15 protein-coding genes are annotated in these 24,310 nt (G+C 59.0%); 4 read left to right on the forward strand and 11 right to left on the reverse strand.

Annotated features, from left to right (window positions below; translation table 11 throughout):
• Positions 1–90: 90 nt before the first annotated feature.
• The 3 genes from FZF13_RS04230 to FZF13_RS29545 all read left to right on the forward strand — a co-directional run bounded on the left by FZF13_RS04230 (position 91) and on the right by FZF13_RS29545 (position 11,233).
• Entirely contained in the window at positions 91–2,166 is a 2,076-nt protein-coding gene (locus FZF13_RS04230) for a hypothetical protein (RefSeq protein WP_065997443.1), read from the forward strand.
• Positions 2,163–10,856: a Tc toxin subunit A-related protein gene (locus tag FZF13_RS04235; protein WP_065997445.1), complete on the forward strand. Its 8,694-nt coding sequence runs from the start codon at positions 2,163–2,165 to the stop codon at positions 10,854–10,856. Before FZF13_RS04230 ends, FZF13_RS04235 begins: the two co-directional genes overlap by 4 nt.
• Before the next feature lie 293 nt (positions 10,857–11,149).
• Positions 11,150–11,233 carry a dihydrofolate reductase family protein gene (locus FZF13_RS29545; RefSeq protein WP_137902120.1) on the forward strand — a complete coding sequence of 28 codons (84 nt, stop codon included), beginning with the start codon at positions 11,150–11,152 and terminating at the stop codon, positions 11,231–11,233.
• A gap of 348 nt (positions 11,234–11,581) precedes the next feature.
• Here the strand turns inward: FZF13_RS29545 and FZF13_RS04245 are convergent, their stop codons facing one another.
• The 10 genes from FZF13_RS04245 to melA form a co-directional block, all read right to left on the reverse strand.
• Entirely contained in the window at positions 11,582–12,049 is a 468-nt protein-coding gene (locus tag FZF13_RS04245) for a GNAT family N-acetyltransferase (RefSeq protein ID WP_065997447.1), read from the reverse strand.
• A gap of 421 nt (positions 12,050–12,470) precedes the next feature.
• Positions 12,471–13,538, reverse strand: coding sequence for an ABC transporter ATP-binding protein (locus tag FZF13_RS04250; protein WP_065997448.1), 1,068 nt, complete (start codon positions 13,536–13,538; stop codon positions 12,471–12,473).
• 67 nt (positions 13,539–13,605) lie between these two features.
• A complete protein-coding gene (locus tag FZF13_RS04255) occupies positions 13,606–14,919 on the reverse strand; it encodes a D-tagatose-bisphosphate aldolase, class II, non-catalytic subunit (protein WP_065997450.1) in 1,314 nt (437 codons plus the stop codon).
• On the reverse strand, positions 14,916–15,869 hold the full coding sequence (locus FZF13_RS04260; protein WP_065997452.1) for an SIS domain-containing protein: 954 nt from the start codon (positions 15,867–15,869) through the stop codon (positions 14,916–14,918). Before FZF13_RS04260 ends, FZF13_RS04255 begins: the two co-directional genes overlap by 4 nt.
• Before the next feature lie 14 nt (positions 15,870–15,883).
• A complete protein-coding gene (locus FZF13_RS04265; protein ID WP_065997453.1) occupies positions 15,884–16,741 on the reverse strand; it encodes a carbohydrate ABC transporter permease in 858 nt (285 codons plus the stop codon).
• Positions 16,741–17,661 (reverse strand): carbohydrate ABC transporter permease, encoded by a 921-nt coding sequence (locus FZF13_RS04270; RefSeq protein WP_065997454.1) that lies wholly within the window; start codon positions 17,659–17,661, stop codon positions 16,741–16,743. Before FZF13_RS04270 ends, FZF13_RS04265 begins: the two co-directional genes overlap by 1 nt.
• Positions 17,658–18,917 (reverse strand): ABC transporter substrate-binding protein, encoded by a 1,260-nt coding sequence (locus FZF13_RS04275; RefSeq protein WP_065997456.1) that lies wholly within the window; start codon positions 18,915–18,917, stop codon positions 17,658–17,660. Before FZF13_RS04275 ends, FZF13_RS04270 begins: the two co-directional genes overlap by 4 nt.
• Positions 18,910–19,917 (reverse strand): N-acetylglucosamine kinase, encoded by a 1,008-nt coding sequence (locus FZF13_RS04280; RefSeq protein WP_065997457.1) that lies wholly within the window; start codon positions 19,915–19,917, stop codon positions 18,910–18,912. Before FZF13_RS04280 ends, FZF13_RS04275 begins: the two co-directional genes overlap by 8 nt.
• Positions 19,914–20,708: a DeoR/GlpR family DNA-binding transcription regulator gene (locus FZF13_RS04285; protein WP_065997458.1), complete on the reverse strand. Its 795-nt coding sequence runs from the start codon at positions 20,706–20,708 to the stop codon at positions 19,914–19,916. The genes FZF13_RS04280 and FZF13_RS04285 overlap by 4 nt, the downstream gene beginning before the upstream one ends.
• 195 nt (positions 20,709–20,903) lie before the next feature.
• Complete coding sequence (gene melA / locus FZF13_RS04290; protein ID WP_065997462.1) at positions 20,904–22,220, reverse strand: alpha-glucosidase/alpha-galactosidase; 1,317 nt, start codon at positions 22,218–22,220, stop codon at positions 20,904–20,906.
• A 116-nt stretch (positions 22,221–22,336) separates the two neighbouring features.
• Between melA and FZF13_RS04295 the strand changes: the two genes are divergently transcribed.
• Complete coding sequence (locus FZF13_RS04295) at positions 22,337–23,221, forward strand: helix-turn-helix domain-containing protein (RefSeq protein WP_065997463.1); 885 nt, start codon at positions 22,337–22,339, stop codon at positions 23,219–23,221.
• A 110-nt stretch (positions 23,222–23,331) separates the two neighbouring features.
• Here FZF13_RS04295 and FZF13_RS04300 read toward each other — a convergent pair whose 3' ends face one another.
• Entirely contained in the window at positions 23,332–24,285 is a 954-nt protein-coding gene (locus FZF13_RS04300) for a hypothetical protein (protein ID WP_065997464.1), read from the reverse strand.
• Positions 24,286–24,310: the final 25 nt, after the last annotated feature.

A 24,310-nucleotide genomic window follows, 5' to 3' on the forward strand; every position in this document is an offset into this window, starting at 1 on the left:
GTGATGGGAGCCAGAGCACGAGCATGAGCAAGGGCAAAATAACAAGCTTCGACAATCCCGAGATCCTCGAACGAAAGGAGCAGCGCAGCCATGAAGCCGATTGCAAATCCTCCGCCGCCTGCCATCGGCCCCGGCACTGCGGCCGATGCGGTTGCCAACGTGCAAGATGCCCTGTTGCTGCTGATCGACAAGCAGCGCATTCGCCTGCCTGACGATCGGCGCGACGATCTCGAGGCGGGCCTGCGCCGTGACCGGGATGCCGGGATCTACAGTACCGGCACCGGCAATGTCATTGTCACCGTCCGGCAGCAGTTCCAGCTGTCACCAGGCGAGGTCGTCGACCAGCCGACCGCCGACGTCCTCAACCGGTTGCTGCAGGAACTGGGCGCGCTCGACGCGCCGCAGCCGGAATGGGTCGTGCGCGGCCAGATCATCGACGCCGGCGGGCCGGTCAACGGTATTGCCGTCAGCGTCTACGACCGCGACCTGTTCTTTCGCCGCGACAGCCCGCTGACAGGCCAGCTTCTTGGCAGTGACGCCACCAAAAGCCGCGGCGACGGCAAGACCGGCTGGTTCGAGCTGGCATACAAGACAGCCGATTTTGCGGCTGGTGATATTCCCGCCAGCGGGACCCTCATTCCCGATCTGATCTTCGCTCTTGGCCGTGACGGCCGCTCGGTCGACGCGCTCCGGATCGTCCGGCTTCCGGACGGCAAGGATATTACCGAGGAAATGCCAGTATCCGATGACGATCTGATCATGGGGATCGAGGCCCGCCGGGTCGAGGAGGTGCGGATCGTGATCGCCGGCGGCGTGCAAATGCCGCCGCCTTCGGAATACGAGCAACTGATCCTCGCGCTGGTACCGCTCGTACCGGAAGCCATACCGGACAATGCCGACTTTGCGCGGCAGGAGGCGCTCGTCGGCGCCATGCTTCAGCGCTTCGATGAGGACAATCATCGCGACATCTCTTTCGCCGCGCGCGAAACCGGCCTGGAACGTTCCCGCATAGCTACGCTTGTGGCCGCCTTCCGGCTTGCGCGCGACCCGTTTGAAAACAGCGTCGGCGCCGCCGTCTTCTATGGCCTCGCCCGTTCCGGGGTCGGGACCGATGTGATCGCGCTCGCTCGTGCAAGCACAGATGATCTGCGCGGCGCGCTCAAGAGAGCCAGTACCGGCATGCCTCTGATCATCGCTCCCTTCTCGCCGGAGGCACGTCTTGAGGAGAGCGTCCGAGCCATCAGCGACCGGCTTGCCCGCATCCTTCCAAACTATCATGCAGGCGAAAGAGCGCCGTCGCTCGCGGATCTGATCGGCACCGATCTGCCGGATGCCGGCGAGCAGGCAACCTTGTGGCGCACTTTCTCCGACCATGTCGGAACCACCGCCGAATTCTGGCAGAAGCTCGCGACCCTGCCCGGTTTCGGCGACCCACAAAAAATCGCCAAGGTGAAATACGGGCTTCAGCTCGGAGCCCTGACGCAGAACAACATCGCGCTGGTCGGCGCTGTTCGTGCCAGGCACCCCGACATCGGCAATATCGGCGAACTCGCCTTCGCGCTTGACACTCAGGACAAATGGAAAGCGCTGATCGACAATGAGGAAATCTCAATTCCCGATGACGTTCCGGGCAACCCGGAAGAACGAAGGGCCAATTATGCGGCAAGTCTTGCCTCCGCGGTGCAGATAGCCCATCCGACGGCAGCGCTTGCCAATCTCGTAGCCACTCTGCCGGCGACAGCGTTCGCCGATACCCAACCCGCCGTTACCCAGTTCCTGTCGGACGCCGTGCGCAAGGCACAGTTCGATCTCGTCGAGGGCCGGATCAATGATCTGCTGGCTGCGCATGGTGACGACCTTTTGAAAGACATTCAGGCTGAGCAACGGCCGCTGGTGATCGCGCAGGTCAAGCGTCTGCAGCGACTGTTCCGTCTCAGCTCCAGCCCGCTGTCGGTGAAGGCACTGGTGCAAGCGGGATTCAATTCGGCGCGCGACATCGCCGAACTGCCACCAGACGTCGCGCTCGACATTCTGACGCCTCTGACGGGCGAAGCCGAAGCGCGGATGGTGATCAACCGCGCGACCAACATCAGCGCCGCCGCGGTTCATCAGTACGTGCTTTTCAACAACGCGATGAACAGCGACGTTCCAGGAGGCGCATTGTGAGCGACCAGGACAAACTCGATGACGTCATCTCGCAGAACAGGCCGGACTATTCTTCACTGTTCGGCTCAGCCGAATTCTGTGACTGTCCGCAATGCCGCTCGGTCCATAGCCCGGCCGCCTACCTCGTCGATCTGCTGCAGTTTCTCGGGCCGGACATCCCCGGCATAACACCACTCGACGTCCTGATCGGCAACGCCAAGAAGACCTGGGCAGACGGAACGCCGATCATCGGCCGCCGGCCGGACCTGGCCTATATTCAGCTCTCCTGCGAAAACACCAACACGACCATGCCCTATGTCGACCTCGTCAACGAGGTGCTGGAGAGCTACGTTGCGTTCAGGCAGTCGCTGCCGTTGAAGGCCGACGCTGATGGTAATGTCGCTGTGCCGGCCGTGCCGGCGCCGAACGAGAGCTCGCCGGGCGTGACGGCCGCCGAACTCGGCGCCAATCCTGAAAACATCCGCGACACCGCCTACGATCGGCTGGAGGGCGCCGTCTACCCCTTCACCCTCCCGTTTCATCAACCGATCACCTCCCTGCGCCTGACTTTGAAGCAGATGGGTACGAGCCGGCACGAGGTGATGTCGGTCTTCCGCAAGGACAAGAGTGCAGCCTTCGATACCGCGCTCGATGTCGAAGCGCTTTCGATGACCGAGCACGAATATACTATTCTCACTGGCGCCCGCTTCGACGGCACGCCGCCGGTTCCGCCCTTGCCACCGGTTTCCGGGTTCTACGGCTTCAACGCACCGCCGGCCCCCGCAGACATCGCCTGGGTCTCGGGCGGACTGCCAGTTGGCGCCGTCCAGCATGTTCTCGGCGACGCCTGGGCCTTCGCGCCCTTCGCGCCGCCGCCTCCGTCGGGAGCAAACACACACGCCTCCGCACTTAACCCAGGCCTCCACCAGCATTTTTTCGACAGCGTCGCCGATCCGAACGGGCTGAAGGTCGCCGCGGATGACTTTCTTTTTGCCGAGGTCTTTCTCGACCCGGCCAACCCGCCGCGGATGCTCATGCTGCAGTTCTTCGACGGGACCTGGTCGCATCGCGCCTACTGGGGCGAGAGCAAGTTCGATTGGGGCGTCGAGGCGACCGCGAGCCGCCGCTATATGGGCCCGATGCCGGCGACAGGCGCTTGGGTCAGGCTCGAGGTTCCAGCCCGTCACGTCGGACTGGGGGGCGCGAGCCTGGCGGGCATGGCTTTCACGCTTTTCAGCGGCGACGCCACCTGGGGTGCCGCAGGAGTGCGCTCGTCTTCCTGGGTCGAGCGGTTGACGCAGGTTCCCACTCTCCTGGCTCGCACCGGCGTGGCCTACCTCGATCTCATCGCCCTCATTGGCACACGCTATCTCAATCCTTCGCGGCCGCATGGAGCGGCTCTGGAGGCATTCGAGCGCATTCCGATAGGCTTCGGCACACTTGCCCGGCTGGTCGCGAACAATTTCGCCAATCCCGATCCTCCGACGCTGTCGGCACTGGCCAGCGCCGGAATGACAATCGCCGAGTTGCAGACCTGGGCCGCAGAGCAATTCGCCACAATCAGCAAGATGCTGGTGCTCGATGCGCCTGATTCGGCTTGCGACCTCAGCCTAACTCGCCTTCTGCATCTGGATGGCACGTCGCTCGACGATGTTGAACTCGCGCGGTTGCACCGATTCATCCGCCTTTGGCGAAAGACCGGCTGGACCATTGTCGATCTGGACCGCACTATGACCGCGCTTCAGGCTGCGGACATCACAGCGAAGTTTCTGCGACAGCTAGGACAGATCACACAACTGCAAGGCGAGCTAGACCTGCCGTTGCAGAAACTCTTGAGCCTCTGGGGAAACATTCCGGTCAACGGTGACGACGCCCTTTACAACTCCCTGTTCCTCAACCGGGCCGTCAGGAATGTCGATCCGGATTTTCAGCCTGTCGATGGCGGTTACCTGACGGCGGCAGGCTTGAGGCTCGTCGATCATCTGCCGGCGCTGTTGGCGGGCTTGCGCACGCGAGCAACCGACCTCACGCTGATCCGCCAGCATGCGCGCTGGACGTCGGCGCCGGGGGTGCCGGCGACAACGACCTCCTTTGCCGACGACAATACTCCGCTGACGCTGGCGACGGCGACCGTGCTCTATCGCTATGCGACGCTGGCGCGGGCACTGCATATGGCCATCAAGGATGTCATCACGCTTGAGATACTGGCAGGCAAGAGCCCATTCAGCAGGCTGTCGCAGAGCAACCAGGATTTCGACGAGGCCGACATCGATCCGGCACGAACGCTCGATTTCGTCAGACTTGCCAATAATTTGGCCAAAACGTCATTCAAGCCGGCGACACTTGACTATCTGTTCGGCGGCACGGCTGACGCCTTTCCCTCCATTGCACCAGCAGGCGAGACGATCGGGCAGCAACTGGCCATCATTCGTGATGGGCTCGTGAGTATCGCCAATGACAACATCGCTTCCGACGATCCGAACGGCGAGCTGACGCGCGCCAAGCTGGCGCAGCTCTTCGAACCGCACATCGTCGAGCAGCTCGCCGGTCTCATAGCCGGCACGGCAGTCTACAGCGCCCCGCTGGCTGTATTGCCGGCCGGCGTTGTCTTGCCGGCGGGTTCTGTCAGCTACAACGGAAAGAGCCGCTTGCTGATGTCATCTGGCTGGCTTACCGACGCCGCCAAGGCCGTGCTCCTAGGCCTGTCGGGCGTGAACGACTATCGGATGGCGGTGCAGTCGCTCTACGATCAGCCCCGCAGCCTGCTGACGCAGACGCTGGTCGCTCGGCTGGAATGGCCGACAGCGGAGAAAGACCTGCGGACCGCTGTTCTCGAGGCTCCAACTCTCAGCGCGGACGGAAGTGTCGACCCGACGCGCGTTGCCGCTAAATTCAAGGCCTTTCTTGCCGCCGCGCTGCCCAAGTTTCGCATTGCCCTCAGTCGAGCTCTGATCAAACAGACACTCGCCGGTGCCCTCGGTCTCGATCCGTCGGTGACGGCTTTGCTCCTGGAAGGGAACGGTAGCGTGCTGCCGCTTGGCACGGACGCAGACAAGACCGTGCCCGCCATCTCGGATTTTCTCGCGCTGAGCGGCGACGGCCTGACTGGCGAATATTTCGCCGACAAAACGCTGACCGCTCCTGCGGTCAGGATCGTTGTGGACCCAATCGTTTCGTTCGGGTGGGATCCGGGCGTCGCGCTCGGCGCCCGCTGGACCGGCAAACTCGTCTCCGAAAAAACGCAGACCTATCAATTCCATTTACGGGCAGGCGGTGGCGTGCGCCTGACGATCGACGGCGCGTTGTTGATCGACCGGTGGAACGACGGGCCGCCCACCGAATATACCGTCTCCAGCGACCTCGAAGCAGGTCGATCCTACGATCTGAAGCTCGAATATTTCAATCTCGCCTCGGCAGACCCGAACGAAGTCCCGGCGCTGCTCGAGCTGCGCTGGAGCAGCGCCTCGTCGCCAGCTGAAATCATTCCCACAGGCCAGCTCTATTCCGCGACACGCGGCGATGTCGAGGCATTCGCGCGCCATACCTACATACGCATGCACAAGGCCAGCCTGCTGATTGGAGGTTTCGGGCTCTCCGTGCCGGAAACCGCGCTGCTGACGGACCCGGTGCGGGCGGGATCGATGAACCTGAACCTGTTGCCGGTCGACGCACTCCGAGCCACCCCGGCGCAGCTCTTTGCCGCGTGGTCAAGCTTGAACGAATTCGTCGCGCTGCGAAACCTGGCGATTGCCGATCCGCAATCGCTGAACGAGGTCTTCGATGCGCCGAACGCGGCGCTGGCGCTGGAAAGGCTGCAGCAAGCAACCGGGTTCGAAGCGACAACGCTTGCGGGCCTCGCGGGCGCCGCGGGGTTCGATTTACGGGACGCGGACTATCGCGACGTCGCGAAACTTCTCGCTTTTGCCAAGGCGATGCGGCTGGTCGGATCGCTCGCCGCTCCCACCACGCAACTTTTTTCCTGGGCGGCCGCCGTGCCTGACATGAAGCAGGCGCGCACGGCCGCCCAGGAGGCCAAACGCGCCTACAAGGCGCGATACGATGATCAATCCTGGCTGGAGGCCGCCCATTTGGTAGCGGACCCCTTGCGCGAGGCGCAGCGCGCCGCACTCGTAGCTTACCTTCTACCTCGTCTTGGATACACGGATCCCGGCCAACTTTTCGAGCATTTCCTGATCGACGTCGAGATGAGTCCCTGCATCCGCACCTCGCGCATCAAGCAGGCGATCTCGTCCGTGCAACTGTTCATTCAGCGCTGCCGTCTCAATCTGGAAATGCCACATGTCTCTCCCCGAATGATCGACAGCGACCGCTGGACGTGGATGCAGAACTACCGGGTATGGGAAGCCAATCTCAAGATATTCCTTTTTCCCGAGAACTGGATTGAGGCCGAGCTTCGTGACGACAAGAGTCCGTTCTTCAAGGAGCTGGAATCCGATCTGTTGCAAGCGGAACTGACCGCTGATGCCGCGGAAATCGCCCTGGGCAGCTATCTCGAAAAACTCGATACCGTGTCGCAGCTCGAGATTTGCGGCCTCTACGAACAGCGGGATTTCTTAGCCGATGAGAAACGGCAAAGCGTGCTGCATGTGTTCGGCCGCAGCTTCGCGACGCCGCGGATCTTCTACTACCGGCAGTTCGTGACGGTCAATCCGACCTATACCTACTGGACTGCATGGGAAAAGGTGCCGCTCGACATTCAAGCTGACGAAGTCTCGCCGGTTATCTGGAACCGACGCCTCTATCTCTTCTGGACGGTGACCATCGAAAAGGCCAACCTCGCCACGAACAACCGATACACGGCGTATGGCCTTGCTTGGAGCGAATATCATCAAGGAAAATGGAGTTCGAAACAGACTACGCCCGCCACCGTCGCCGTTGCTATCGCCAATCCTAGCGTTCGGCTGAACATAGAAAAAGTCGGCGACAAGCTGAATTTCGTCTTCGCCCTACCAGCCGGCGGGATCGGCATGGCCTATCCCTTCGGGCCGGGGGGCTTCCTAACAGGCGGCGGGCCGGAATACGCGGCCATCTCTAAGCAACTGGGCACAATAACGCTTCAGACTTACAATGGCATTGCTTCCTCGAACGACAAGAATTCAAACATAACCTACCATTCCGGTTTCCTGGCGGCTAGCGCTGGCGACATGGAGTTCCTGCCGGTTGCGGATCCAGATGCGGCGATCCCGGTCTTCGCACGAACGCCCGACCTCATTTCCTTCTACGCCCCCGGCACAAAGCCTTATACGCTCAACGACCATTTCTTCGTGCAGGAGGGGCCGCGAACCTATCTTGTCAACCCGTCGAGTTCGGCTCCTAGCGACATCTCCCCCTACCTGGCCGACGGTATCAAGCCGTATCTCGTTGGCAGCTATGCGGCGAAGGCCGCCTCTTATGAGACGACCTCTGTGGCGCAGCTGGAGCCGCAGTTCAAACTGCTGAGCGTCAAGGCGAATCCTTGGCAGTCGGGTCCAGCTGGCATAGCCGCGGCCCAAGCGCAGTTCCTGACCTCAACGGCAGCGACGAGTGCGTCCATCAGCGCGACTGCGCTTTCTTTGGAAAGTCAGATCTTTCACTACGGCGTCATCAAGCCCTCGGACTTATTCGTCGCCAAGTACTCGGCCGATTTCACTTTCGAGACGTTCTTCCACCCCTATGCGGCGGAATATCGACGGCGGCTCAACCGCTACGGCGTCGCCGGCCTGCTAACGATCGGCAGCCAGCGTCCAGCCGACCTACCCAAGGTCCTCAGCTTTGCCGACGCCTACGGCCCCTCATGGTCGACGGTCAACACGCCCTGGCCCCAGCACATCGTGGATTTCTCTTTCACCGGTGCCTACAGCCTTTACAATTGGGAGCTGTTTTTCCACGTACCCCTGCTGATCGCCACACGGCTCAGCCAGAACCAGCGCTTCGAGGAAGCGATGACCTGGTTCCACTACATCTTCAACCCGACCGTCGGCGATGGCTCCGATCCCGTGCCACAGCGCTACTGGAACGTGCTGCCCTTGCGCGAGAACCAGCCGCAGCGACTTGATGACCTGCTGAAGGCATTGAACGCAGGAGACAAGGACGCGATCGCGCAATGGGAGGATCTCCAAGCCCATCCTTTCCAGCCGCATCGCGTCGCTCGTCTGCGCCTTGTTGCCTATCAAAAGACCGTGGTGATGAAATATATCGACAACCTGATCGCTTGGGGTGACCAGCTGTTCCGGCAGGACACGATCGAAACGATAAATCAGGCGACACAGCTCTATGTGCTGGCCGCGATTCTGCTTGGCCCGAGGGCGCAGCGGGTGCCGGCGCGCGGCCAGGGCGAGGCAAAGACCTACGCCGAGCTGCGAGCCGCCAAGCTGGATGCCTTCAACCAGACGCTCGTCGAATTTGAAAACGATCTCCCCTTCAGCAACCGTGCCACGACGAACGCCGGTGCCACGCAAAACCGGGCATTACTCGGGATCGGTCGCAGCTTCTACTTCTGCCTCCCGCAGAACGACAAGCTGCTGGCCTATTGGGACACGGTCGCCAACCGGCTGTTCAACATCCGCCATTGCATGAATATCGAAGGCGTCGTGCGGGAATTGCCGCTGTTCGAACCGCCCATCGACCCAGCGCTTTTGGTCCGGGCTGTGGCACAGGGCATCGACATCGGCAGCGTGCTGAGCGATCTGAGCGCTCCGCTACCCTATTACCGCTTCAACGTGCTGCTCGCCAAGGCGATGGAGATGGCGGCAGAATTGCGCACGCTCGGAAGCGCGCTGCTGGCGGCGCTCGAAAAGCGAGATGCTGAACATCTCTCCAACCTGCGAACCGCACATGAGGCAGAGCTGCTGTCCCTCACGAAGCAGCTCAAGCAGCAGCAGCTCGCCGAGGCGCAGGCCTCTGAGATCGCCCTTCAGAAGACGCGCGACGTGACGCAGGCGCGTTTCGACTTCTACAACCAGCTTCAGCAGCGTATCGGCGAGGAAACCAATCAACTGAACGAACTGGCCCAGGCCCAGGCCAGCCAGGAGGACGCTCAGTCGGAGGAGAGAACAACGGCCGATATCGCCTCCTACTCCACAGACATCTCTGTGGGTGCTTCGTTCGGCATGTCGCCATCCGTTAGCATTTCCGCGGCCTTTGGCCGTGGCAACGTCCTCCCGGCTCATGAGGCGAAGAGCCGCGAGAAAGGGTACAAGGCCTCACTTCATACCTACCATGCCAATCTCTCTTCCATACTCGGTGGCTGGCAGCGCCGGTCGGACGAATGGAAATTGCAGAAGGATCTGGCCTCCAAGGAACTCGTCCAGATCGACAAGCAGATTGTAGCCGCCGGTATCCGCGTCGCTTGCGCCCAGCAGGATCTCGACAATACAACGCGGCAGATCGAGCAGTGCCAGGAAGTTCAGGAATTTCTGCGCAACAAGTTCACCGGCGAGGAACTTTACAGCTGGATGGCCGGCGACATTTCGACGATCTTCTTTCAGTCCTACCAGATGGCATATGACCTGGCCAAGAAGGCGGAACGTTGTCACCGTTTCGAACTAGGCCTGACCAGTTCGAACTTCATCCAGTTCGGGGCATGGGACAGCATGCGCAAGGGCCTGATGTCCGGCGAACGACTGTATCTCCAGCTCAAGCAGATGGAACGCGCCTATTTTGATGGAAACCGGCGCGACTACGAACTAACCAAACACTTCTCACTGGTGATGAACGCTCCTCTGGAGCTGATCAAGCTCAAGGAACTGGGCTGGTGCGAGATAGAACTGCCAGAGGCGGTGTTCGACGTCGATTTCCCTGGCCATTACATGCGCCGCATCAAGAGCGTCGGCATCAGCGTCCCGGCCGTGGTCGGCCCCTATACCGGAATAAACTGCACGCTCACGCTACTGCGCGACAAGACGCGGATCAAGAATACACCGGCCGACGGCTATGCCGAGCGGGACGGGGGAGAGGATGACCGTTTCCTCACCAGTTGGACGCGGATGCAGTCAGTCGCTACCAGCAACGCGCAAAACGACAGTGGCCTGTTCGAACTCAATTTCCGCGACGAACGCTATCTGCCATTCGAAGGCGCCGGCGCGATCTCCCGTTGGCGGATCGAGCTTCCAAGGACTTTCCGTCAATTCGACTACGACACAATATCCGACGTGGTGCTGCACGTCAGATATACCGCCCGGGACGGCGGCACGCCGCTGAGAGGCGCTGCCGTCGCTAGTTTGACGCAGCAGTTGAAGGATGAGGCTGTACAGCCGCAGACTCGTCTCTTCAGCCTTCGGCACGAATTCCCGAGCGAATGGCACCGGCTTTGCAACGTCGCCGACGCCGCGGGGGATCACAGCCAGACGATTTCGCTTGCCAAGCAGCGCTTCCCGCTTTTGTTCCAGGGCGGCACGATCACTATCAACAGCGTGGAGATTTTCGGCGCCCCGAGGAACCGGTCGCCCGACGCCGCCCCGGATATGAAAATGTCACTGGCCGGCCCGCCGGGTACGCCCGACCTCCCAGCAATCGAGAACGCCGCCAATATCGGCTCGCTGGTCCACAAGATCGTCAACGACGCGGCGATAGATGTGAAAAACGCAAGCGACACCGGCAAGGAGGCTGACTGGACCATCCGTGTACTTAAGGCCGATGTCGCCACTGTGCTCGAGCGCTTGGAGGACATCATGCTACTTTGCCACTACACGGTGACGATGCCGAAGGAATAGGCGGATCAGAGAGGAACCCGATGGGAGCAGTGTGCGACCTGCCGCAACTGGAGAGGACTGCGGCCGCTTTTGCACGCATCGGGGTGACGCAAACGCGACCTTAGCCACGCACGCTTCTCCCGCACTTACGATATTGAGAATGGTCGACCAGAGCTGCGTTCAGGCAAGAACAACGATCACCTCTGTGGCCATTTGACGGCGTAAACTCCGCTTTGTGAACGCTATTCTACGCCAGAGCACTCCGATCCATCGAAGCGGCTAAGGCAGTTGCGGTTGGAAAAGATGTCTGCATCATGGGCGGCGCCAATGTTGGGCAGCAATTCATACGTGCTGGCCGTGTAGATGAGTTGTCTCTTCACATCGCCCCATCCTGCTAGGCGGAGGAACGCGGATGTTTGAGGACGTCACCGGCAAGTGCCTCGAACTCACAGTCAAATCCGTCGTCAATTCACCGAGCGCGACCCACGCTCGCTACGCGCTTTCGCGATAAAAACTACCTCCCCTCGACCCACGATCGGGTCGAAAGGTCTGCGCCGTATCATGACGTCACGGCGCGCAAAAATTCGAGCAAACCAAACCGGCGAAAATAATGGAAAACATCTATTCCTCTGTCCGTCGTCAGATGATTTGAGACCGCTTCCGGCAGCTGCTCCAAGAAAATCTCGAAGACAGCTCGCATTTTTGTCTCTCAGGACCTTGATCCTTACAGCCTGGTTTCGATCAGCTCATCGAAGCATTCCGCGATAGACGCCAAGGTCGGAATTGAGGATGGGGGTTGCGCCAACCGTGCGTTCATAGAATGCCGCTGGTCCAACATCACCGATAATGGCGTAGCCATACCCCGCAGTCTTCAAATCAAGCAGTGTCACAAGCAGCAACGCGTGTCCGATGCCCTTGCCACGCTCTGCCTCGTCCACTCCAGTTGGGCCAAAGAAGCCACGCGCAGTGGTGTCGTAGCACGCAAAGCCAATGAGTCTTTCATCGGCGGTTGCCAGGAAACAGGATGGCGGCTGGCGAGACATCGCAATCGCCGTTTCACTCGACCAGCGCGTCTGGAATTCCCGCCGCACCCAATCGGTCACCAATTCCAATTCCGGAGCCAGCGCACGTCGGATCGTTATGCCTGCTTTCTCCATGCGGGTCGCCAGCGCAGGGTCGGGATGAACCTGCGAAAGATTGACGAGGTAGTCCATGCGAACCTCCCTGGAGCTTTCATAATTTTCTGAGCGGGCGGATGATGTGGTTCGGCCTGTACGACAAACGGTTTGACATAGCTGATTGCCACATTTGAAGAGCCGCCCAGAGGCATCCCGCTAGTGATTAGACTCGTGAGGAATGCGGCCAGGAAAGAGTATATGATGCCAGCTCCACACACACGTGCTGAAAGAGCGCGCGTCAATCCAAATAGCAGAGCAGATAAGCCCATCACCACGCTAGGTCTAAGTTCGGCTTGCGCTTGCCTTGTTGCCGAGTAAGCCTGCTCGATGCCAAGAACATCTATTTTCATTTCGTCGATCCGATCTACTCGCGAATATCTTCGAATTTCCGATCAGTCGGTCGTCAGTGATCCCTATTTTGCTCGCTTCCACATGACAGGAACCGTTTCGAGCGATGTTATAGAGTTAATCTCAAACCCGTTTCAGCATCGAACAGATGCAACTTGTCGGGATCTGGCAGGAGCGCAAGCAAGTCACCGGGCGCAACGTCGATCCGCTCGCGCAGCGTACACACGACGTCGTCACTTCCCATGCGAGCGAATAGCTGTGTTTCAGACCCGGTTGGTTCGACGACCATGACTTCGGCCTGTGTCCCGTGCTCGGCAAGTTTCAGATGTTCCGGGCGAATTCCCAGCACTACCTCGGCGCCACGCGACACCTTCAGACCAGACGGTAACGATAGACGCGCTCCACCATTGCCAATGAATTCCAGTTGTTCCGACGTGCCAATCCGACCCCGAATAAGGTTCATGCCAGGAGAGCCGATGAAGCCAGCAACAAAGAGGTTCACCGGGCAATCATAGAGTTCCAGCGGAGAGCCAATCTGTTCCACAACACCGTCATGCATGACCACGATGCGGTCGGCCATGGTCATGGCCTCGATCTGATCATGGGTGACGTAGACGGTAGTCGTCTTCAGCCGCTGATGAAGTTGCTTGATCTCCGATCGCATCTGCACACGCAGCTTCGCGTCAAGGTTGGACAAGGGCTCGTCGAACAGGAAGACCTGTGGTTGCCGCACGATGGCGCGCCCCATGGCCACGCGCTGACGTTGGCCACCGGAAAGATGGCGAGGATGACGGTCCAGCAGCTTTTCGAGCCCCAGTATCTGCGCGGCGTCCCGCACGCGCCGATCAATCTGCTCCTTCGGCGCCTTGGCGAGCTGGAGCGAGAAGCCCATATTTGCTTCCACAGTCATGTGGGGATAAAGCGCATAAGACTGGAATACCATGGCGATATCACGGTTCTTTGGAGCGACGTCATTGACGATGCGTCCGCCAATGGCAATGTCGCCGCTACTTATCCCCTCCAGTCCGGCAATCATGCGCAACAGGGTCGATTTCCCGCAGCCGGAAGGACCGACGAGGATGACGAATTCGCCATCCTTGATGTCGATATCGACGCCATGCAGAACCTCGAGCTCTCCGTAGTTCTTGCGAACATTCACAATGCTTACCGATGCCATGCCATTCTCCGGTCGGGCTTATCGTTGATCGAGCCACACGTTTTGGTTTGGATTCCGTACATGACGATCATCGACTGTGCCGTCCAGAACAGGTCGCCGCTCTATAGGGCGCCAGCGCTTCCTGAATTGCGGCCAGGCAAAGTTCGCGAGGACGCGGCATCACCTTTCCCGTGACCACGCGAGAATGGAGACGACTGAGATACTGGCTTACAAGCGTTTCAGGGATGTCTCGATCGAAGCGTGCAAACAATTGCTCGACTGCTACTCGCGCGCGTGCATCCGGCCAATAGTATCGGATACGATCGCTGTAACTAAAATGCCGCAGCAAGCGCTGTTCTTTTCTGTCGCCCGGATAGTGAGACGCCCAGTGGCCGGGATTTTCCAGCATGACGGCTTCCATCGTTGTCGCCAGAGAGCCTTTTGGCGCGGTATCGCTGAGCACGTCCGCAATTATGTCGAGGCCATAGAGCGCTTCGCGCAACGCGAAGGTGAGCCCCGGCCCCACTTTGAGGATAGCGAAACCGTCATCTACTAAGGCCGAAAGCGCCTCAGTTGGTTGGTAATCAGTCGAGTGAGCTTCGAAGACCAAACCCGGCATGGATTGTAGCGCGGCGCTGAGCTGGCGCGCATGCTCAGGGCGATAAACGGCGACACCCGCATTATCGAACTCGACTCCAGGCTGAACAACAATGCCAATCATGCGCTCAACGGCAGTATCTATGCCAGCCTTGACGAAGGCAGCTTTGTGAACGGACAGCGTCTGCAGCGCCGCCTGCGGCCGGGTCACCTCAATGGAAGAGAGATCGTGGGTCGCGCCACCAGGAGGTGGTACTTCCGTTCCCACGATGTAGAGTGGTCGTCTGACACCAGCACGCGCCGCGGCCTCTTCCGCGACCGCAGCCAGCCGGGCAGCGCGTGTTGCGGTCACATCATCAGGCAGAGCCGTAGGTTCACCAGCGCAGCCCATCGATGTGTCGAGGTGGATTTTCTCGAACCCAGCGGCCACATAGGCGGCAACCATGGCTTCTGCCTTCTCCAACGCTTTCTCGGCTGGCAGTGCCTTCCAAGGGTTGGGGCCGAGATGATCGCCCCCGAAGATGATATTGCCCACTGCAAAGCCAACGCTGCCTGCGATCTTCTCGACGAATTCGCGAAAACTGGCTGGCGTCATTCCCGTGTAGCCGCCCTCATGGTTGACCTGATTACAGGTCGCCTCGATGAGAATTGGCGTGTTTTCGGCAAGGCCATTCCTCAGCACCGCTTCAATGACCAAAGGATGCGCCGAGCATACCGACGCAATCCCCCGTGGCAGCGACGTAATCCGGTCGTCGTTCAGTCGGGCCAGCGCACTTTCCCTGTTTCGCTGGATGAAAATGCTCATGCCAGCTTCACGACCTTGGTCAGATGGCGCGGCGCGACTGTGTCGATCTTCCGGGCTTGCGCGACGCGCTCACCCAGTATCTGCAAGGCAGGCAACATACAGAGCCCCGCAAGCGCCGGCGCGCAGTCGATATTGAATTCGACATCGCCCGGACCGCCAAGGCCTATCACCACGGCCCCCTTTTCTTGCAACTCCGCGACAAGTTTCGCTTCCGCGGGCTTCTGATCTGCGCTGTAAAGCATGATGGCGGCCGTGCTGCGATCGACCAGGCTGATTGGTCCATGACGATACTCCAGCGGGTGAAAGGCCTGTGTGAATGTCTGGCTCATCTCCATCAGTTTCAACGCGCCTTCCAGGGCCAGCCCGTAAAGGGGACCACCGCCTAGAAAAACGAAATGTGAGCGATCGGCGGTCAGGCGAGGCAGAACCGCATCGACATCTTCAGCCAGACGTTGCGCTGAGCCGACCAATTCGCGGGGCATTTCCTGCCCGATCATTTCCAGGCAAAGCAACAGCATGAGGCTTGCCGATACGGTCATGACGATGCCTTCGCTGGGATGAGTTGCGGCCTTGACCAATCGGTCGCAATTCTTCGCCAAGGAACTGTCTTGTTCCACCGTCACAGCCGTTACAAACGCGCCTGCCGTGCGGCTCGCCTTGATTGCCGCCACCGTCTCCGTGGTTTCGCCGCTTCTGGAGAGTGCAATCACGTGCGTGCGCTCCCAGCGCGGCCAGAATGCAGCCGGCTTGTTGAGCCATTCCCCACCCGGAACCGCGATAGCCGGGCGGCCGAAAATATTTGCTTGAGCAGCAAGCGACAGCGCGAGGTTGTAGGAGGTGCCGCAGCCCAGAAAGACGGTCAGCTCAGCCGCGTGCGGGGCAGATATCGAGCCGATCGCCTTTTCCCAGTAAGGAAACTGCTCGAATATCACTCGTTCTGTAATGCTCATAAATATCTCCGATTTCATTTGACCGAACCAGCCAGCAAGCCACTGACGAGGTAGCGATTTAGGAAAATGACAACGAGTGCGGGGATGACGATGGCGATGGACCCGCTCGCCGTGATCAACCCGTAGTCGATGAAATTCTTGGTGACGAATTCCGGGATCAGCACCGTCAGCGGTTTTGTCGCTTCAGGGGAAAAGATCAGAGGGACGAGGTACTGCCCCCATGCGCCAAGGAAAGTAAGGATGGCTGCCGCCGTCAGACCAGGCCCCGCCAGCGGCAACACGATCCTAAAAAAGATGTAGAGCTTACCTGCTCCATCAATCTGCGCAGCTTCTTCCAGGGCGATCGGCAGCGCTTCGAAAACGCTGCGGAGGAGCCACAGCGAAAGCGGCAGATAAGCCGACACATAAATCAACGCAACCCCGAGATATGTGTCCACAAGATGCAGGCGGATCATGATCTGATAGAGCGGGATCAGTACCGCATAGGCGGGAATTGCAAGAGTAGCCACGACGGCCGCGAAGAGCATGCGACGTCCGGGAAATTCCAGTCGTGTGAATGCATAAGCGCCGAGCGCCGAAATCGCGACACAAAGCAGGGTGGCGGCGACAGAAGTGACGATGCTGTTGACCAACGCCGCGCGAAACTGCGCCCATACCTCAACACCGCCGATGCGCGCGATATTGATGCCGAGCAGGCGCGAAAAATGATCCAGTGTGAAGTGCTGCGGGAAGAAGTGGATCGGCCGTGCCGAAAAATCCTCGGTAGGTGTGACGGCGCTCACCAGCGTCCAGTAGATCGGACCGAGGGACCAAACCAGTAGGGTCGCTACGCCCACCCAAACAACAATGCGGTTGCCAAATGTCTGTTTCATCAGTCGAACCGAGTGTTACGATAGACGCGCAGCACATAGACGAGCGAGATCAGCAGCGAGACGAGCGTGATCACGAGCGAAAGCGCCATGCCGTATGAGAAGCGAAGGTTTTGGAAAGTTTCGAGGTAGATCTGGACCAAAACGGGCCGCGTCTCCAAACTGGAGCCCGCCAGAACCCAAGCTTCGTCGAACAGATTGAAGGCGTTGACCGTTGCGTTGGTCATTGCGACTGCAATCGCGCTGCGCACTAACGGCAGGGTAATACGCAGAAACATTTGCGTTTGCGTGGCGCCGTCAATACGAGCGGCCTCGTAGAGATGTGCTGGAATACCTTGCATGGCCGCCAAGACGATTACGACCGTCAACGGCATCATCCGCCAGACGTGAACCACCGTAACGGCGATGATCGCACTTGCGCGATCGTTGAACCAAACGTGGTTCTCGAACGGCAAGCCGAATGCGGTGAGTATTCCGTTCAGGAGACCAGCCCCCGGCTGGAATATCCAGAGCCAGATGACGGCGTTAACAACGCCGGGCAGCGCCCACGGCAGAATAACGGCAGCGAGAAGCCATTGCCGCCCGACACGAACCTGGTTGATGAGCGCAGCGGCGAGAACACCGAAAACCGTCTCAGCCAACACCGCCAGCAAAACATAGAGAAACGTATTGATCCACGCAGATCCAAGCTGGCCGTCGGAAAACATGCGGGCGTAGTTTTCCAGGCCGACGAAAGGCGTTCCCGCTTGCATCGGATTGACCCGATGCAAGCTGTCCCACACCGTCCTGCCCATCGGGGCAAAGACCAATGCCGCCATGGTGATCAGGATCGGAGCGACCAGCAGGAAGCCGAGCATGGCGTCGCCGTTGCCGCCGACGCCATGTTTTTTGCCTCCCGAACTAAGCGAGGCTGCCAATGTCATTGAGCCTTGGCCTGCTTGGTGGCCTCGGCGATGCTCTGCACAGCCTGCTCGACGGTCATCTGGCCCTTGGCGGCGCTGTTGATCGCCGTGTTCACCGCGCTCGAGAATTGCGGATACCAGGTCGGCGTGCCCTGCGGGAACAATGCCTCGACCGTCTTTGACTGCGTAACCAGGGCGCTGCCGCTGCGCAACTTACCCGCATCATTCAGCTCGGCAAGAACGGACGTGCGAGTGGGCAATATGCCGTTGGCGGTATAGTTCTGCGTCTGGAATTTCTTGGCCGTGAACCATTTGATGAATTCGATCGCGGCTTCCTTGTTCTGCGACACGTTTGGAATGCCGATTGCTTCCGGCAAGCCAAAGCTGCGGGTATTCCCGCTTGATGTCGCAACCGGGATCGCCTCGACTTGGCCAGCGACCTTGGATTGCGCCGGGTCATTCATTTGACCGAGACGGCCAGGCTCTCCCGAAATCATGATGCTGGTCAGACCCTGTGCGAACTGGCCTTCATTGATCTGGCTGTCTTTCAGATTGGTCGAAGCTGGATCGACAAGTCCGTCTTTCAGAAGCTTCAGTTCGAACTCCAGAGCTTTGTATCCAGCCGAATCCGGCTTGGTGAACAGGGGCTCGAAATTCGCGTCGAACAAATCGCCACCGAAGGCTTTCGTCAAAAGGTACCAGCTCGTCGAAGCCCCTTCGGTAGGCGACAAGGGTAGGCCAATTGGATAGTTGACGATGCCTTTTTCCTTGATCTTCTTCGCTGCCGCGGCAAGTTCGTCCAGTGTTTTCGGCATCTCGGCGATGCCGGCATCCTTGAAATGCTTCTTGTTTACCAGCATCACACGGAAATCGTTGCTGTAGGGAATACCAAGCAACTTGCCGTCGACGGTGAAGATGCCGGAAACACCGATATCCTTTAGCGCCTCGGCGTTGATCGCGTCGTTCAATGGTGCGTACCAGCCAGCCGCACTAAACTGTCCGGTCCATGACCAATCGATCTCGGTGACATCTGCGGGGGTCGTGCCAGCAATCAGCGCCGTAACCAGCTTGGGTCGGATATCGTCCCAGGCAAGCGTCTGCATGTTCACGTGGATGCCGGTCTCCGCCTCGAAATCGGCGGCGATATTGGACGCCTGCGGCGACGGCACGAGCACCGTAATGGTCTTACCCGCGAGCGGCTTCTTGTCATCGCTGTGTGCCGGTCCAGCTACAGCCAAAGCAGCCATCACTGCCAGAGGTTGCATCAATTTACGCATGTTCCCTTCTCTCCTTATTATTGAGGCCTGCTTCACCTGTTTGTTCCGTCGCGCTGTTTGCGACAGCAGCAAGTTGCCCGATCCAGCTATCATCGATGAGCCAGCCGAGAAGTTGGGCGGCTGCCAAGAGGGCGCCGCCGATGGGAGGAAGCTTGGGAGCAGTCAAAGGGCGGTCGATGCGAGCACACAGCGCATCGAGCAACCGGCGGCTGGCAAAAGTGCCGCCGGCATAGGTCCACCCCAAGGCCGAACCGTTGTGACCAGCTGTTGCGGAGATGGCGGCAAAATGCTTCGCCAATTCATCAGCGGCTCGTTCGATCAGATCGAGGGCGCCCGCATCACCGTCCCCTGCAGCGCGATCCACCAGGGTCGATAGCGCAGCTATGCCGGATCGTGGATTGGCAAGACCCGTCACCCAGCCGCCGAGCGCGTTCATCGGGTCGGACCGATCGATCTGCAAATGTTCAAACATCATGTCCGCCAGGGCCGTAGGCCTGGCACGCCCGTCGATACTCTGGCTTACGAGGTTGAGCGCAGCGCGTCCGATCCAGTATCCACTGCCCTCGTCACCGATCGCATCACCCCACCCGCCAACGCGAAACGAGACGCCAGTCGCGTCTCGTGCCCAAGCCATGGAACCGGTTCCCGAAAGGAGGAGGATGCCAGCGCCTCCCGCGAATGCGCCAAGATGGGCCGCTTCGACATCATTCAAGATGCGCTGTGGCACATCGCCAAACGCGCAGGAAATCGCGTCGCGCTGCATTTCGGAGAGCCTCTTCACCTCGCTATAGGCGGGAAGTGCGGCTGCGACGGCACCGATACGCGGGTCGCCGACGAAGGGAGCAAGCTGCGCGTCGAGTTCCTGACGCCAACCTGGATTGTCCATCGGATTGACGCCACCACCCCGAGATAAGCGTAAGAGCCGCCCCGATCTATCGGCGAGAGCGACAAGGATCTTGCTGCCGCCACCATCTATGCCGAGGATCAGATCGCGCTTCACGCCTCTACCCCGGCGCTCACAATAGTCGCCTTGACGCCAAGCTCACCAAGCTGGTTGCGCCATTGCGCGGTCAGGTTCGCATCGGTGATGACCTGGGTCTCGGCTAAGGGCGCGACCTTATAGGTCGCCATGGTTCCGAACTTCGAAGCATCGGCCAGTAAGAAGCGGTGAGCGGATCGGCTAAGCATACATCTGTTGAGGCTCGCTTCCGCGCTGTCGACACTGTAGATCGCAGCATCAGGACTGATCGCGCTTGCGCCCAGGAAAAGCTGATCGAACCAGATGGTTTCCAACATTGCTTCAGCTTGGGGGCCAACGAGCGAAGCGTTTTCGCTACGCAATTGACCGCCCAAAAGCACAACATCCAGATTGGGAATGTTGAGGAATTCCTGGGCGACCGTGAGCCCATTGGTAAAGATGCGTAGCGGCAATGGGTTGATGCGAATGAGCCGCGCCAGTTGGAACACCGTCGTTCCAGCGTCGAGAAAAATCGCGGTGCGCGGTGAGAGCAACTCATAAGCAGTTGTCGCGATGGCGCGCTTGGCGGAAAGGTTGCGCTTCGCCCGTTCCTGAAACGCAAGCTCGACCGAGGAGCCTTCAGCAATCTGGGCCCCGCCATGGACCCGATCGATTGCCCCTTCTCGTTCAAGGATTTGCAAGTCCCGGCGAACCGTCGCCAACGAAGCGCCAATTGAGTCTGCCAGCTGCTGAATGGTGGAGAAGCCGTTCGCGTAAAGATGGCTGCGAATAGCATCGAGGCGCTCCGGCTTCATCCCTCCAGCCTGACTCACCGGCACATCCTCCCCTACACGACTTCTCTTTGTTTCAATCAGAATTCCACCACATTCAATCAGTGTCAATCATAATTCTGATTTTTTTTGATCTATTCGCGCGAATGCCCTGAACAAGAAAATAGCGCGCTTCCGAGCAAGGAAGCGCGCTATTTCAAATAGTTAGAGATTTTCGATTATATGAAGCAGAGCGAGTTAGTGGTAGTTCGGCAGGAGACTACCGTGCGCCTCGATCATCTCGTCGACGAGCTGCCAGATCTCGTCGGGCGACAATTCCGCCGATGTGTGAGGGTCGAGCAATGCGGCTTGATAGATGCGGTCGCGCTTTTTGGTCAGCGCCGCCTCGACGGTCAATTCCTGCACCGAGACACTCAGTTGCATTGTCGCGGCGAGCTGAGATGGAATCCGACCAATACGAACGGGTTGCACCCCGTTGCGGTCGACATGGCAAGGCACCTCAACGACGCATGCGTGAGGCAGATTTTCGATCAACCCGCCATTCGGCACGTTGCCGTAGATCAGCGCTGGTTGCCCCGTCACCACGGCATGGATGATGCCCGCGGCATATTCGTTGCTGCGGCATACCTCGATCGGATTGCCGCCTTCGAGGGACTTCTTCAATTCCTGCCATTCGGCGATCTGCACTTCGCAGCGCCGGATGTATTCATCAAGCGGGATGTTAAGGGTCTCAATCAGATCACTTCTGCCATTTTTGATATACCACGACGTGTATTCGGAGAAGTGCTCGCTCGATTCCGTTACAAAATGGCCGAGCCGCTTCAACACGTCGAAACGCACCTTGTCGTTCTGCGGCGCGCGCCCTTCCTGCACCAGCGCCTTGAGACGCGGGTAAAGGTCCACGCGCGCGCCGTCGGCGAGCCGCTTTTCATATTGGAGGAAGAAAGCGACGTGATTGATGCCTGCCGACACATAGTTGATATCAGCGATGTTTTCGCCAAGACAATCAGAGAGATGGGCTGCCGTGTGTTGTACGCTGTGGCACAGGCCGACTGTTTTGATGTCTGGTGCGATTTCCTTGATCGCCCAGCAGTTGATCGCCATCGGATTGACGTACTGCATCAGAAGCGCGCCCGGGCAGAGGTCTTCCATATCGCGACAGATTTCCTCTAACACAGGGATGGTCCGCAACCCGCGGAAGATGCCGCCGATACCCAGAGTGTCACCGATGGTTTGTCGCAACGCGTAACGCCTGGGAACCTCAAAATCGGTGATCGTCGCCGGCCGATAGCCCCCCACCTGCATCATCAGGATAACGAAATCGGAACCCTTGAGCGCTGCGCGCCGGTCAAGCGTAGCCTCGATGCGAACCGCCTCCAGCTTCAACGCCTCGCAGATGCGCCGGGCGACAATCTCCGATGTCCTCAATCGCTCGGGATCAATGTCGAAGAGGCTGATCACATAGTCGGCATTACCCGAATTGGAGAGTACATCCCCGAGAATGTTCTGGGCAAAGACCGTGCTGCCGGCGCCCACGAGGCAAATCTTCGTCATTACGTGCTCCAGTTGGGATTTTTCGGGAACTGGCTCCTAGTCTATCCTTTCAAACAGGATTTTCCTCCTGCTATGAACCATCACATTCCTGAATCCGCGCAAGCGAGAAACCCATCATGACGAAGAGCCTGCGCTTTCGAGGTGAAAAAGCGTTCAGCGTTCCCGGAGAGGAATTTTTGATCGAACGCCATATCGCCGACACGATGGCCATTGCGCACTGGCACAACCATGTTGAGATCAACCTCCTCATGAAAGGCAGAATGAACTACCTTTTCAACGGAAGGCAGGAGGAGGTCGAGGCTGGAAAGTTGGTCCTGTTCTGGGCGGCAATTCCGCACAGAACTATCGATGTTTCGAAAAATGCGCCGCTGATTTGCATTTATTTGCCACTGGTCGATTTCTTGGGTCTGTCAATCGATCGCCGCATTAGACAGGATATCATGCAGGGTAGATTCCTGACTGATCCGAGGCCTGCTTGGGCAGATACTGCGCAGATGTCGCGATGGGCGCAGGAATGGGAAGAGGGCAAACCGACCCGGCGTCGATTGGCGGCCGATGAAGTGCGGCTGCGGGTCAAGCGCCTCGTCCTCGACACGCTGGAAACGCCACATATCGAGCACCGACCGACGGTCGCCCCAATCAACAGCGCGGCGGTGCAACGCGCCGAAGCGTTGACCGAGTTGATCGGCGCGCGTCATGCCGGTTCACTGTCATTGACAAAATTGGCCAAACTATCCGGCATTCATCCAAGTACCGCCAACAGGACTTTCCGCGAAGTGCTGGGTGTCTCGGTCAATGAATACCTGATACGCTATCGGCTGGCCCAAGCTATCCAGCGCCTCGCCGATACCAACGATCCGGTCCTGCAGATCGCCTATGATTGTGGCTTCGGCTCAAGCAGCCGTTTCTACGATCTCTTCAAACATCGCACCGGCATGACCCCCAAAGTCTTCCGCGCCCGGGTCGGCAGGGCCGGCGCACCGGACGTTGATCACGATTGAAATATGTCTGCTTCTTCGAAAAAACCGCTATCCCTGCAACTTTGAGACGTTTTTCGGTAACGAGTTCATTCTCTCAGCAGTAAACGGCATCGATAAACACGACAGGGAACTCAAATATTTGTCGGGTGAGCAATTGCAGTTCCATCGCGTGTCACAAGGCATCTTAATCGCGCCAGCATAAGTCTGACCAGGACATCCCGATCGGGCGCATGCTCTGCGACCATGGTCTGGCGGAAATGCCAATAGAACCCGCCACCGATGAAACGCGTCATCGATGGCATTCGATAGCTGTAGAAACGTTCGAGCAGCGCTGCGCGCTTCGCCGGGTCGGATGGCACGCCTTTGCCCCAGCCAAATTCGCCGATTCCAAGCAAAGCGTTGGGAAAGCGGCTAGCCAACGCCCCGAAGACCCGATCGAATTCCGCATGTGAAAGCTGATGGCCGCCGTTCTCATCTTCGTAGTAGCTGACAAAGACATAGTCTAGGCCAGCCCGCATGCGATGGTTGAAGGGAATATTTGCGTCGACCCAACCGATCATCTCCGCGGACGACTCAGGCACAGGCTCGTAGTAGAGCGTCAATGCGGTGAGGTGCTGGGCAGCTTTGGCTGCATCGTACATGATTTCTATTTTCTGCAGCGTGTCCTCGCCTACCCAGTCGCCGTTGACTTCGTTGCCGATCTCCCAGATGCGAACAATCGCGCCGAGCTTTGCGATATAGGCTGCCATCCGCATCTCAACTTCCTTCGGCTTCAAGCTCGCCATAGTGTGAGAATCGACGGCAAGGCCCATAACATCAGCAACGGAAGCCGTCGCTTTGATACAAGGCAGATAGTCATCCGGATTGGGCCCTCCATCCTTGGGCGGATCGAAAACAGTCCGGACTGTCGAACGCCTGGGCAGATGCGCGAGCGCTTTGATCTGCTGTTCGGTCCGCTCCATGCAATTGTCGCTCGTCAGGCCCCATAGATAGGGTTGCTGAGCGATGGCCGTATCGCTGCCGCCAACGATAGAGACCGCGAACCAGAGAACGAGTTCCGAGATGACGCGCGCAGCGACCCACATAGTTGCGATCCGCCCCCTAAGCCGC

The organism is Mesorhizobium terrae (assembly GCF_008727715.1).
In the GTDB taxonomy this organism is placed as follows: Bacteria; Pseudomonadota; Alphaproteobacteria; order Rhizobiales; family Rhizobiaceae; genus Mesorhizobium; species Mesorhizobium terrae.

Coding starts and splice junctions, on each gene's coding strand:
- FZF13_RS04230 (WP_065997443.1), top strand. CDS start 91: ATGAAGCCGATTGCAAATCCTCCGCCGCCTGCCATCGGCCCCGGCACT.
- FZF13_RS29545 (WP_137902120.1), top strand. CDS start 11,150: ATGGGCGGCGCCAATGTTGGGCAGCAATTCATACGTGCTGGCCGTGTA.
- FZF13_RS04245 (WP_065997447.1), bottom strand. CDS start 12,049: ATGGACTACCTCGTCAATCTTTCGCAGGTTCATCCCGACCCTGCGCTG.
- FZF13_RS04250 (WP_065997448.1), bottom strand. CDS start 13,538: ATGGCATCGGTAAGCATTGTGAATGTTCGCAAGAACTACGGAGAGCTC.
- FZF13_RS04255 (WP_065997450.1), bottom strand. CDS start 14,919: ATGAGCATTTTCATCCAGCGAAACAGGGAAAGTGCGCTGGCCCGACTG.
- FZF13_RS04260 (WP_065997452.1), bottom strand. CDS start 15,869: ATGAGCATTACAGAACGAGTGATATTCGAGCAGTTTCCTTACTGGGAA.
- FZF13_RS04265 (WP_065997453.1), bottom strand. CDS start 16,741: ATGAAACAGACATTTGGCAACCGCATTGTTGTTTGGGTGGGCGTAGCG.
- FZF13_RS04270 (WP_065997454.1), bottom strand. CDS start 17,661: ATGACATTGGCAGCCTCGCTTAGTTCGGGAGGCAAAAAACATGGCGTC.
- FZF13_RS04275 (WP_065997456.1), bottom strand. CDS start 18,917: ATGCGTAAATTGATGCAACCTCTGGCAGTGATGGCTGCTTTGGCTGTA.
- melA (WP_065997462.1), bottom strand. CDS start 22,220: ATGACGAAGATTTGCCTCGTGGGCGCCGGCAGCACGGTCTTTGCCCAG.
- FZF13_RS04295 (WP_065997463.1), top strand. CDS start 22,337: ATGACGAAGAGCCTGCGCTTTCGAGGTGAAAAAGCGTTCAGCGTTCCC.
- FZF13_RS04300 (WP_065997464.1), bottom strand. CDS start 24,285: ATGTGGGTCGCTGCGCGCGTCATCTCGGAACTCGTTCTCTGGTTCGCG.